General features: G+C 43.1%; 10 protein-coding genes. 9 read left to right on the forward strand and 1 reads right to left on the reverse strand.

Annotated features, from left to right (window positions below; genetic code table 11):
- Positions 1–8: 8 nt before the first annotated feature.
- The 9 genes from ASL11_RS27330 to ASL11_RS27370 all read left to right on the forward strand — a co-directional run bounded on the left by ASL11_RS27330 (position 9) and on the right by ASL11_RS27370 (position 11,264).
- The gene (locus ASL11_RS27330) at positions 9–1,100 is read left to right on the forward strand and encodes a response regulator transcription factor (protein ID WP_056621793.1); all 1,092 of its coding nucleotides are present in this window, start codon (positions 9–11) and stop codon (positions 1,098–1,100) included.
- A gap of 121 nt (positions 1,101–1,221) precedes the next feature.
- The gene (locus tag ASL11_RS27335; RefSeq protein WP_056621795.1) at positions 1,222–2,973 is read left to right on the forward strand and encodes an extracellular solute-binding protein; all 1,752 of its coding nucleotides are present in this window, start codon (positions 1,222–1,224) and stop codon (positions 2,971–2,973) included.
- 86 nt (positions 2,974–3,059) lie between these two features.
- Positions 3,060–3,950 (forward strand): ABC transporter permease, encoded by an 891-nt coding sequence (locus ASL11_RS27340; RefSeq protein ID WP_056621909.1) that lies wholly within the window; start codon positions 3,060–3,062, stop codon positions 3,948–3,950.
- Positions 3,951–3,965: 15 nt separating this feature from the next.
- A complete protein-coding gene (locus tag ASL11_RS27345; RefSeq protein ID WP_056621797.1) occupies positions 3,966–4,853 on the forward strand; it encodes a carbohydrate ABC transporter permease in 888 nt (295 codons plus the stop codon).
- A 136-nt stretch (positions 4,854–4,989) separates the two neighbouring features.
- On the forward strand, positions 4,990–5,463 hold the full coding sequence (locus tag ASL11_RS27350) for a MarR family transcriptional regulator (protein WP_056621798.1): 474 nt from the start codon (positions 4,990–4,992) through the stop codon (positions 5,461–5,463).
- A 157-nt stretch (positions 5,464–5,620) separates the two neighbouring features.
- Positions 5,621–6,865 carry an MFS transporter gene (locus ASL11_RS27355; RefSeq protein WP_056621800.1) on the forward strand — a complete coding sequence of 415 codons (1,245 nt, stop codon included), beginning with the start codon at positions 5,621–5,623 and terminating at the stop codon, positions 6,863–6,865.
- Positions 6,866–7,026: 161 nt separating this feature from the next.
- Entirely contained in the window at positions 7,027–7,926 is a 900-nt protein-coding gene (locus ASL11_RS27360; RefSeq protein ID WP_056621802.1) for a phosphotransferase family protein, read from the forward strand.
- A gap of 128 nt (positions 7,927–8,054) precedes the next feature.
- Positions 8,055–10,244 carry a family 78 glycoside hydrolase catalytic domain gene (locus ASL11_RS27365; RefSeq protein WP_056621804.1) on the forward strand — a complete coding sequence of 730 codons (2,190 nt, stop codon included), beginning with the start codon at positions 8,055–8,057 and terminating at the stop codon, positions 10,242–10,244.
- Positions 10,245–10,388: 144 nt separating this feature from the next.
- Positions 10,389–11,264, forward strand: coding sequence for a DUF4846 domain-containing protein (locus ASL11_RS27370; protein WP_056621911.1), 876 nt, complete (start codon positions 10,389–10,391; stop codon positions 11,262–11,264).
- Between the two features lie 57 nt (positions 11,265–11,321).
- Here the strand turns inward: ASL11_RS27370 and ASL11_RS27375 are convergent, their stop codons facing one another.
- The gene (locus ASL11_RS27375; RefSeq protein WP_056621806.1) at positions 11,322–11,552 is read right to left on the reverse strand and encodes a cold-shock protein; all 231 of its coding nucleotides are present in this window, start codon (positions 11,550–11,552) and stop codon (positions 11,322–11,324) included.
- Positions 11,553–11,702 lie beyond the last annotated feature (150 nt).

Raw genomic sequence — 11,702 nt, forward strand, 5'->3', positions numbered from 1 at the left:
AAACAGATATGATCCGTGTATTAATTGTCGATGATGATAAACTCGCACGAAAAGGACTGATATCAATCATGCCATGGTCTGAACATGGTATGCAGGTAGCAGGAGAAGCTGCTAATGGGGCTAAAGCTTTGGAATTTCTGGATCAGCATGCCGTGGATCTCATGTTTGTGGATATTTCTATGCCTGTGATGTCAGGAATAGAGCTGATACAGGCTGCACGAATCAAGCACCCAAGTTTGCGTTCCGTGATGCTTACTTTTCATGAAGATTTTGAAACTGTGCAAGCAGCTTACCGCTTGGGCGTTCTCGATTATATTTCGAAAGTTCGATTAGAGTTAGAAGATGACGAGCAAATTCTCAATCGAATTCGGTATAAACTGGCTGACGAATTTCCTCAGCACATAGCTAAAACCGAATCCACGACAACGGTGTTTGTTCAAAATGATATGGTTGAAGATGAAAATAGTTTCCAAAATGATGAGCAATGGCACAAACTCGAACAGGATTGGCGCTCGCTTTACTGGTTATATAATGATGCTGTTTTCCAATCGTTATGTACGCAAACGATAGAGTCGAATCGTTCAGTTCGCCGTCTAGAGGGATTATTCATGCGTGTGATCTCTCAAGTCGAGATTGCCGCTCAGCTAGATACAGGGTTCTGGTCTGAAATCGATGACATCCGGTCAGCGGTGGAATGGATTCGCCGCTATCGAATTTTAATTTATTCGCAGGTAACAAAGTCAACAGATTTAACGAAAACGATGATTTGCATGCTCAAGGCGGTTGTTTTCATTCACCAGCATACGGCCGAAACGCTGCATGCAGAAGATGTTGCTGAACATGTGAGTATGAGTCGCAGTTATTTTTGCCAATGTTTTAAAAAGTTAACAGGATCAACGTTTAACGACTTTCTCCGGCAAGAGCGAATCCGTGCAGCTGAGCGGCTCTTACGCGAAACAAATCGGCCAGTGACATGGATTGCCAACGCTGTCGGTTATGGCGACTCTAAGTATTTTTCACAGATTTTTCACGAGCAGACGCGGTTGCTTCCATCGGAATTTCGGGCACAATTCCATTCCATAGGGAGATTTGATCACTGAAAATCGAACAAATACCCCCCCTGAATCCATGAGTTCCTTCTAAACACGATACATCCTTCTGACTTTTTATCTAATCCTTGCATGTATAATAATGGTGAAAGGATACAAGGGAGGGATTAAGTTGAAAAGAAAACTTGTAAGCGTACTCCTGACGACATTTCTTGTTTCGAGCATGGCAGCGTGTACGTCACCAAATGATACAAAAGAGACGACTACCCCATCAACATCAGATGTGAAAGCTTCCTCAACTCCTGAAGTGAAAGCGCCTTCAACGACGAGTTCCACACAAACAACTGGGGATGATGTAGCATTTGCCAGATTTCCGTCTCCCGTCGACGTTCATATCGGCATGGTTGTGGATCCGACAGACAAAACGTTGCCGCAAGGTGACAGTGTAGGTAATAACCAATATACCCGCTATCTGAAGGAGAAGTACAATATCAACATTATTGTTGATTGGACAGCAGCAACTGGTAATGACTATAAGCAGAAAGTTAGCCTATCCATTGCATCGGGCAAACTTCCAGACGGCATGGTCGTTGATGACCGATCGTTTATGACGAAAGCTGCTAGTTCGGGATTACTGTACGATATCACAGATTCGTTTAACCAGTATGCTTCTTCGCAAGTAAAGGAAATTATGGCCAGTACACAAGGACGTGCGTTGGAAAACGCAAGCTTCAAAGGCAAAATGACATCACTCCCCAATATCACAGTGGATACCGACGGGGTTCACATCATGTGGGTTCGCAAGGACTGGCTCGATAAGCTGAATATGCCGGTGCCAAAGACAGTTGGAGAAATCGAGAAGACAGCTAAAGCGTTCATCGATAACAAGTTGGGCGGGGATAAAACAATCGGCATTGCTGGCCCTTCAAAGAATACGTTCCCCTACGCAACGTTTCTCGTTTCTTCTAACAACATGGGTGGATTCGATCCGTTGTTCGGCGCTTTAGATGCGTATCCAGGCTACTGGCTGGACAACGGAAACGGCTCGGTCACCTACGGAACGACAACGGACAATACGAAGAAGACACTTGCTTTACTGGCTGATTGGTACAAGAAGGGACTCATTGATCCTGAGGTTGGTACACGTGATAATGTCGGAGATCCGATCAACGCTAACAAAGCGGGTATTTTCTTTGGGCCTTGGTGGAATGGCGGTTATGGAAACGGCGATTCTTTCAAAAACGATCCGAATGCCAACTGGCAAGCCTATCCCGTATATACGGATGATGGCAAATGGAACACCCATATGAAGACAACAGGCAGTACGTATACGCTTATTAGTAAAAACGCGAAGCCTGATGTCGTCAAAGCTATTCTCATTATGAATAACGCGCTTGTTCGCGATGAGGCTACGTTCAATTTATCTGTCGCTGTGGCCTGGTATCCGCTGCGTAATGTGATGGCGGCTGCCAATGAGACTGAGTACGAGTATACCGAGCTACTCAAAGTACTGAACGGACAGAAGAAACCGGAAGATTACAATGTGCCTAATAGCTTGTATAAATTGATGTATGCGGATGCGAAGAAAGTACAAAACGTTATTAAACCGCCATACGATAACCTAAATGTCAGCAACTTCGACAAAGCAAATTTCGGTGATTTCCAGCGTCTATATTCGCTCATGATTGGTGACCGTTCATTTTCAACGATACCGATCAATAAGAAGGTATTCAGCGTAACCTATAACCAAACAGCTACAATGGAGACTAAATGGGCAAATTTGAAAAAGATGGAGGATGAGACCGTACTAAAAATCATCCTAGGCCAAGCGCCAATCGATTCTTTTGATAAGTTTGTTAAAGATTGGAAGGCTCAGGGTGGGGATCAGATAACAACGGAAGTAGCAGATCTCCTAAAAAAATAACATGTACAAACTTGCAAAAGGCGTTGGTGGACTCAACGCCTTTTGCAAATTTTCAAAATGCCAGTTGAGATTGGGGGACAACCATGATGAAGAAAATGGGATTTCAGAAGCATTACTATTTGATGCTGCTGCCAGGCATGATTTGGCTTATATTGTTTAGTATTGTGCCGATGTTCGGCATCGTAATGGCATTTCAAAATTATAATCCCGGAATGGGCATATTCGGTTCCGAGTGGGTTGGATTGGAAAATTTCAAATACATGTTTCAACTGAATGATAGCAAATCGGTCATCACGAACACAATTATTATCGCTGTTGGCAAAATTGTATTCAATTTGGTAATCCCATTGATATTTGCGATTTTGTTGAATGAGCTTACCAATTTGCGCTACAAAAAGTTTGTTCAGACGGTCGTTTATTTACCGCACTTTTTATCTTGGGTTATTATGGCGACGATTGTTATCGGCATTTTTGGCTATTACGGTGTTGTTAATACTGTTATTGAAATGTTTGGAGGAGATCCCAAGCTTTTTATGGCGGATGCCAGTATATTTCGTCAGTTGGTTATCGGCACCGATGTGTGGAAAGAGTTTGGGTACAATGCCATTATTTATCTCGCAGCACTTACAGGTGTCAATATGAATCTATATGAAGCAGCGGCAATCGATGGAGCCAACCGTTGGCAGATGATTAGGAATATTACACTTCCAGCGCTAACGACAACTGTCGTGCTGCTGGGAGTTCTAAGCCTTGGTAACGTGCTCAATGCTGGCTTCGATCAGGTATACAATCTCTATAATCCGCTTGTATACTCAACCGGCGATATTTTAGACACTTGGGTGTACCGACTGGGCTTGCAGAATCTGCAATTCTCACTAGCGACAACGGCAGGGCTGTTCAAGTCTGCCATCAGTTTCGTGCTCATTGTCATATCCTACCGTCTGGCGTACAGATATGCCGATTATACAGTGTTCTAAGAGGGGGAGTTACAAATGGTAAGAAATACGACTTTAGGATCACGTACTTTCGAAATTGTCAATGTGATTCTCCTTGGCTTGTTGCTGATTAGCTGCATATATCCGTTATGGTATACCTTCTGTGTGTCGATCTCGGATAAATCAGCTGCAAACGCGGGGTTGGTTACTCTCTATCCGATTGGTTTCTCATTAGCCTCATACAAAGAGATTATTAACGATAATCTTTTCTTGAATTCATTCTGGATTTCGATCCAACGAACCGTGCTAGGTACCGCGTTTTCTATGTTTGTAAGTGTTTTGATGGCTTACCCGCTGGCGAGACCTAAGAAAGATTTTACAGCGCGCAATACGTTCATGTGGATACTAGTTTTTTGCATGGTCTTTAATGGCGGTCTGATTCCATGGTATCTCACGATCCAACATTATGGTTTGATCAACTCGATCTGGGCACTGGTGCTTGGTGGTGGAGTCCCGATCTTTAATGTTATTTTGATCATGAACTTTTTTCGAAATCTCCCTAAAGATCTCAGTGAAGCGGCAATTGTAGACGGTGCTGGTCCTTGGGCAACTCTCTTTCGGATCTATATTCCTTGCTCCATACCTGTATTAGCGGCAGTAGCGTTGTTTATCAGTGTATATCACTGGAACGAGTTCTTTAATGGTCTGGTGCTGATGAACACTTCCGATAAATATCCGCTGCAAACTTATATCCAGCAGTTGGTTGTTAACATCCCGGTCGGTACCAACCTCACGCCTGAACAATATAAAAAGCTGTCTGAGTTATCCAACAGGACGCTCAATGCCGCCAAAGTTTTTATTGCCATGGTGCCGATGCTAATCGTGTATCCATTTTTGCAAAAATACTTTGTATCCGGCATCATGTTGGGAGCAGTGAAGGAGTAGGTGATCGATAGCTGAAGGGCTTGCTTCGCGGAAAGCTCTTTTTTGCGTTTATCAAATAAATCCCTTACTATTGTTGAAACAGAAACAAAAATTAATATAATAGGGTTAATGCAAGAACGGGTGGGAGGACTAGCCATTGAGCAAAGAAGATCAAGTCATTATGGGTTTCAGAGACTTATATAACAAGTTAGTTTGGCTTAACAAGGATAAGATGGAGGACAGTCTGAAGGGGTATACATCATCTGAAGTCCATTGCATCGAATACATTGAAAAAAATGCAGATTCCAACGTGACGCAGCTTGCGGAGTCCTTTTACATGACGCGCGGTGCTCTAAGTAAATTAACTAAGAAACTTATAGAAAAGGGTCTAATCGAAAGCTACCAGAAGTCGGATAACAAGAAAGAAATCTATTTTAGGCTTACTGAGCAGGGGAAAGCAATTAATAAAATCCATGACGATCTGCACAAAGAGTTTCAAGAACGTGATAAAGCTGTATTTGAGCAGGTAACCGAGGAACAATTTGACAGAGTACTTAGCTTCGTGGAAAAGTATAATAGGCATTTGGATGCAGAAATAAAGAAACAGGGGCTAGAGTTGAAGTCGGAATAAAATTGAAATATGAAAATGAATGATCAGGCAGGCCGGGCTCTTTTGAGAACGGGCTGCTTTTTTATTAACCTCATTTTGTTGACAAGGAAACAAAATTGCGATAGGATATGTTTGTTTCCGAGGAATCAAAATGACAACTATTGAGGAGAGAACTTACATGTCCATGTGTAGATCACACAATAAACAGAACAAAGAACAAAAAGAACAAATTGTAAGTAAACACGCTTTATTGTTCGGCCTTATCTCTGTGTTTCTTTGCGGAATAGGCTTCAGTATCATAGCACCTATTGTCCCATTCTTAGTGAAACCTTATACAAGTAGTCCGGGGGAACAAGCTATCGTTGTTACGCTGCTAACTTCTGTGTATGCACTCTGCGTGTTTTTTGCAGCTCCCGTACTTGGAGCTTTAAGCGACAAATATGGCCGTCGTCCTTTACTCTTAGTTTGCCTTTTGGGTTCCGCGGTCGGTTACTTCGTTTTTGGCATCGGAGGAGCTTTATGGGTACTATTTGTTGGGCGCATCATCGAAGGGATAACAGGAGGGAGTATAGGTACGATCTTCGCCTATTTTGCTGATATCATCCCTCCCGAACAGAGAACTAAATACTTTGGATGGGTGAGTGCGGTTGTCGGTGTAGGCACCGTCATTGGCCCAACACTAGGCGGATTACTTGCCAAATTTGGATATGCAGCACCCATGTATGTTGGAGCACTCATAACGTTATTGAATGTTGTTTATGGAATCTTTTATATGCCAGAAAGCCTTGTCAAGAAGAATAGACTGAAAGAGATTACCTTTCTAAGATTGAATCCATTTACCCAGCTTGCAACCCTACTTTCCTTGAAAAACATAAACAGGCTGCTTGTCTCAGCGTTCTTACTTTGGATACCCAACGGATCCTTACAAGCTGTGTTTTCACAATTTACGGTGGATACGTTCAGTTGGAAGCCTGCACTAATCGGACTTATGTTTTCAATTATGGGCGTTCAAGACGTCATTTCCCAAAGTTTCATCATGCCAAAGTTATTGATAAAACTTAGAGATAAACAGATTGCCATTCTTGGTATGGTTTCGGAGATTGTAGGCTACAGTCTTATTGCGCTATCATCTTTGTTCACATACTATCCGCTATTAATTGCCGGCATGTTTATTTTTGGATTTGGTGATTCGATCTTTGGGCCTTCCTTCAATGGGATGCTCTCCAAATCTGTCGATGCCAGTGAACAAGGAAGAATCCAAGGAGGCAGCCAATCTATTCAGGCTTTAGCAAGAATGATTGGACCTATCGTTGGAGGTCAAATTTATGTATCACTTGGTCATGCTGCACCTGCCTTCATGGGCATGATCCTTATTGCAGCGGCAGTAGCAGTTTTATATAGGAGAACGCACATAAAAGGATAAACTACCTACCAACATTTATTAACTGATGGATCTACTTTCATGTCTTTTTTGTGATTTTCAACTCTAGAACTAATTGAAATGTTGAAGGCCCCTGACACAGGCAGGATTACGCAGCAATATGTTGAATTCTCTGGAAGAAGTTAAATCACCAGAGGTGAAATATGAAACAATGTGAAGATAAGGTAGCAAGACATGCAATGATTGCTGTATTTAACGGTATTGAGTGGTATGAAAGAAACCCAATTCTGATCAACTTGATTACTTCTGGGGCCGAACTGACATTTAGTCCACTTTCACCAGGGCTTGAGGCGGAAGTGGTGAAGATCACACTTGGCGAGAATCAATTTGTACTGAAGGTGTGGAACAAACGTTCAAAACCTGACGTCCTACGTCAATATCGCCTATTGGAAGCACTTCAACATCAGAAAATCCGCGTATCCGAACCGATCGGTTTTGGAAAAACCGAAGCTGGAGATGCAGTGTTGCTAACCCGATATCACGGAACTCCTGTTACAAAGGTGAGTCCGAGCATTTTCAAAAAGATTTCGTCTGTTCTAGCCGACATTCATCGCTTGTCTCCAGATGGTTTGGTGGGGACAGAAGTAGCTAAGCATGATTTTATTTCCTATTTTTTCCCAGGTATTGAAGCGTTTCCGGCAATGAAAGAGAATCTGATCCATCTCGTCAATGCAGCGGATATGAAAATAGACCGGATCATACACGGAGATTTCAATCTAGGCAATATACTAGAAGACGATGGAGAATACACGGTGATCGACTGGACGAACGGGCAACTAGGAGATCCTAGGTATGATCTATCATGGGCTTGTCTGCTTCTGCGTATCTATCTGAGTGAGAGCAAATACCTTACATTTTTATACAAATATCAAGAGGAAATTCCTGTAGCTGCGGATGAGTTGGAGATCTTTGAAGCGATGGCTTGCCTAAGATGGCTGCTGCTCGATCGAATTGCTGGTGTGCCCAAATACCCGGATACAATGAAGAAAGTAAGAAAAATCGTCAGGGACAATCCATTTTTAATTGAGAATGTGCTGCTGTAAGTTTACAAAACACCTGAGAAATAGGGCTTTTCTCACTATAAGAAAAGGAATCATCCTATGTTCTCACGAATAGTGGAGTTGTGATTTTAATCTAATGTTACTACGCACATACAGAGGAGAGGGACAGGTTGACACAAGAGTGGCAGGCAAATTGGCTGACAGATCGTGCTTTTATGAATTTGGAAAAATCCTATCTTTACCATAAAGAGCTTGAAGAAGTTGTAGTCGAACCTTATCTTCCTGATTTACAGCATCACCATTGGTATGTAAGAAATGTATTTATATTGGATGAGAAGGTGATAGATGAGGACAAGATCTGGCTTCATCTAACAGCAGATGATTATTACAAACTGTATATCAATGGTGAGTTCGTTGCACAAGGGCCCGCACAGAGTGATGCGAATCATTATTATTACAATCGCATAGATGTACGTTCTTTTTTAAAAGTTGGGAAAAATGTAATAGCCGTTCATGTCTACTATCAGGGTCTGTTAAATCGGGCTTATAATAGCGCAGATAACCGGCAAGGTCTCATTGCAGAATTGTGGGCAGGCCAGAATTTGCTGGTCAAAACGGACCGTACTTGGAAAGCGAAACGGGTTAATGATAATCTGCCCGGAGTGATGTTTGGTTATGATACGCAATTCACAGAGCATATGGATGCTAGGCAATCGGAGCTGGGTTGGAAAGAAGTCGATTACGACGATTCAGATTGGGCACATGCAGAAGCTATCGAGCATACCGATTATACATTTGTTCAGCAGCCGACTCCGCTCCTCGACGTCTATAAGAAGCAACCTTCACATGTTGAACGGCTTGCAGCTGGTCATTATCTGATCGACTTCGGGACCGAGTTGACAGGCCAATTCGCCATGCGTGCACATGGAAATGCAGGCGAACAAGTACATATTTTGTCAGGGGAAGAATTATTGCCTGGAGATCAAGCAGTTCGCTACGAAATGCGCTGCAATTGCTATTATCATGACCAGTGGACGTTATCCGGTGACATAGACGATTTCGAAACGTATGATTACAAGGCGTTCCGCTATGTGGAAGTGCAGGGACCCGCGGAAGCACTGATACCGGATTCCTTTCACGCCGTAGTCAGGCATTATCCGTTAGATGAGCACAGCTGTGTGCTTCACAGCTCGGATGAATTGATGAATCAAATTTTTGACATTTGCAAAAATGGTGTCCGCTACGGATCCCAAGAAAATTTCGTGGACTGTCCGAGCCGAGAGAAGGGGCAATATCTGGGTGACAATACGATTATTGGTCACTCACACATGTTGCTCAGTGGGGATTTACGGTTATATCGTAAGGCTATTGAACAATTTGGTCGTAGTTCGTTCGTGTGTAAAGGGGTAATGGCCGTTGTACCAGGGCATTTTATGCAGGAAATTGCTGATTTCTCTTTACAGTGGCCGATGCAAGTGATGCAGTATTACCGTTATAGTGGTGATACGGCATTTCTTCAGGAGATGTACCCGTATGCGGAAGGTTTACTTACACATTTTGAGCAATTTGAACGCGAGGATGGGTTGCTTGAAGGTGTTACGGACAAATGGAATCTGGTCGATTGGCCACAAAACTTACGTGACAACTATGATTTTGATCTGAGCAGGCCAGTGGGTCCTGGCTGCCATAATGTCATCAATGCGCTATATATTGGCTGCATAAATACTGTAAACGAGATTCGCGAATTACTCGAGGTTGCTTATGAGAATCGGCTGCCGCGATTAAAAAAGAGCTTCTTAGAAGCTTTCTATGATGAGAAGAACCGCTTATTTAGAGATTCGGAGCAGAGTACGCATCATGCTCTGCATGCCAATGTACTTCCACTGCTATTCCATATCGCACCAGAGCAATCAATCAGCTCAATTGTTGACATGATCCGTACTAAGCGTTTCGCATGCGGGGTTTATTTCTCCTACTTTGTCATGAAGGCACTTGCGGAAGTTGGAGAGCATGCGTTGATTTATGACTTGCTCTCAGCTGATGATGAACACTCTTGGGGGAATATGATCAAAGAAGGAGCAACCACCTGCTTTGAAGCATGGGGGAAAGACCAGAAATGGAACACAAGCTTGTGCCATCCATGGGCAAGTGGGCCGGTTCCTGTGTTGATCGAGGATATTATAGGTCTAAAGCCAGCGAAGCCGGGGTGGCAAGAGATCGCGTTTTGTCCGAAGCTTCCTGCAAGCTGGACGTCATTTTCCTTACAGCTGAATGTTCCAAGTGGAACGATTCAACTCCGTTACGAGAATGGGGAATGGAGCGAAAGTTTCCCGCCAGATATTCCTGTTATACGGCAATAGAAGCGGCAGAGACATACATTCGGTTCGGTCAATCAGTCTTCAGACAGCAACTATTCGCTTGGCGGATCGTCTATTTAATGAGGCCACTATTTTCCAATGGATAGAGAGTATAGACAAAGGTCTATGAACGGAGCTGCAGATTTGATGAAAAAATGGATAACATTTACTGCTCTTTCTGCGCTGTTGCTTAGTTCTTGCTCAGCCGCGGGGGAGGAACGGTCGAAAATCGCCGATGCTGTTTTGGGAACCAAATCCAACAAACAACAGCTAATTCATGCTGAGGGAGCAAAAGTGTTAGAACGGATAGCCGTTCCGAAAGGTTATGAGAGAGTTCCCGTAGAGGAAGGGTCATATGGGCATTATTTGCGGAATCTACCACTAAAGCCGCATGGCTCCAAGGTACATTTGTTCAATGGGGATCTTAAGGCCAAAGAGGTTTACGAAGCTGTGCTCGATGTCGATGTAGGAGAACGGGATCTGCAGCAGTGTGCCGATGCTGTAATGAGGCTGCGGGCGGAATACCTGTATGGCAGTGGTAACTATGATAAGATTCACTTCAATTTTACAAATGGCTTTAAAGCTGACTATGCAACGTGGAGGAAAGGGAATCGGATTGACGTTTCCGGCAACAAGGTCTCATGGACCAAACGGGGAGCACCCTCTAACAGCTACGAGGTGTTTCGAAGCTATCTGAACATGGTATTTGCTTACGCAGGAACGTTGTCCTTGTCGAAGGAAATGAAACAGGTGCCGCTATCAGAGATGCAGGCTGGAGATGTGTTTCTGGAAGGGGGCACGCCTGGACATGCAATTGTGGTATTGGATATGGCTGAGAACACCAAAACCGGTGATAAGCTCTTTCTATTAGCTCAGGGTTACACACCTGCGCAAGACATACACATATTGGAGAATGGAGCAAATGGGGAGGGGAATCCTTGGTATTCCACAGCCTTTGAGGGAAAGTTGAATACCCCGGAATGGACATTTACAAAGGAACAACTATATAGGTTCACAGACTAATGCGAGGGAGAAGGCCCAATTGGATCTTCTCTTTTTTGTTGTTTCCGGTCTAATTGATCAGGAGATTAGTCTTCCTTTATGAAGAGACTTCATATTTTTATTGGAGTTAGCAATTATAGGGAGCATTTTCAAGCTACTAATCATGGGAGAAAGACATTGATGGCAAGTTGGGACGTATTCAAATGAAAAATTGTCCCTAATCCAGCCTTTACAACCTTCATTATTACAAGCCCAAACTTTCGTGTTTTCCTGAATGAGATCCTCAACTGATTTTCTTTGAAAATACATAATTTTCTCCTCCTTATATTAAAAAAAACTGCCCTTAACACTTGTTTGAACTGTGACCCTAATTGTGGACGTTTTAAAAGAAAGACCCCATGGCCTAATTAGGCCGCTAAAAGGTGACTTCTGAATTCATCAGGAGTCATCTTTTTTAAT

Origin of the sequence: Paenibacillus sp. Soil750 (genome assembly GCF_001428045.1) — a bacterium.
In the GTDB taxonomy this organism is placed as follows: Bacteria; Bacillota; Bacilli; order Paenibacillales; family NBRC-103111; genus Paenibacillus_E; species Paenibacillus_E allorhizoplanae.

Coding starts and splice junctions, on each gene's coding strand:
- ASL11_RS27330 (WP_056621793.1), top strand. CDS start 9: ATGATCCGTGTATTAATTGTCGATGATGATAAACTCGCACGAAAAGGA.
- ASL11_RS27340 (WP_056621909.1), top strand. CDS start 3,060: ATGAAGAAAATGGGATTTCAGAAGCATTACTATTTGATGCTGCTGCCA.
- ASL11_RS27345 (WP_056621797.1), top strand. CDS start 3,966: ATGGTAAGAAATACGACTTTAGGATCACGTACTTTCGAAATTGTCAAT.
- ASL11_RS27355 (WP_056621800.1), top strand. CDS start 5,621: ATGTCCATGTGTAGATCACACAATAAACAGAACAAAGAACAAAAAGAA.
- ASL11_RS27360 (WP_056621802.1), top strand. CDS start 7,027: ATGAAACAATGTGAAGATAAGGTAGCAAGACATGCAATGATTGCTGTA.
- ASL11_RS27370 (WP_056621911.1), top strand. CDS start 10,389: ATGAAAAAATGGATAACATTTACTGCTCTTTCTGCGCTGTTGCTTAGT.
- ASL11_RS27375 (WP_056621806.1), bottom strand. CDS start 11,552: ATGTATTTTCAAAGAAAATCAGTTGAGGATCTCATTCAGGAAAACACG.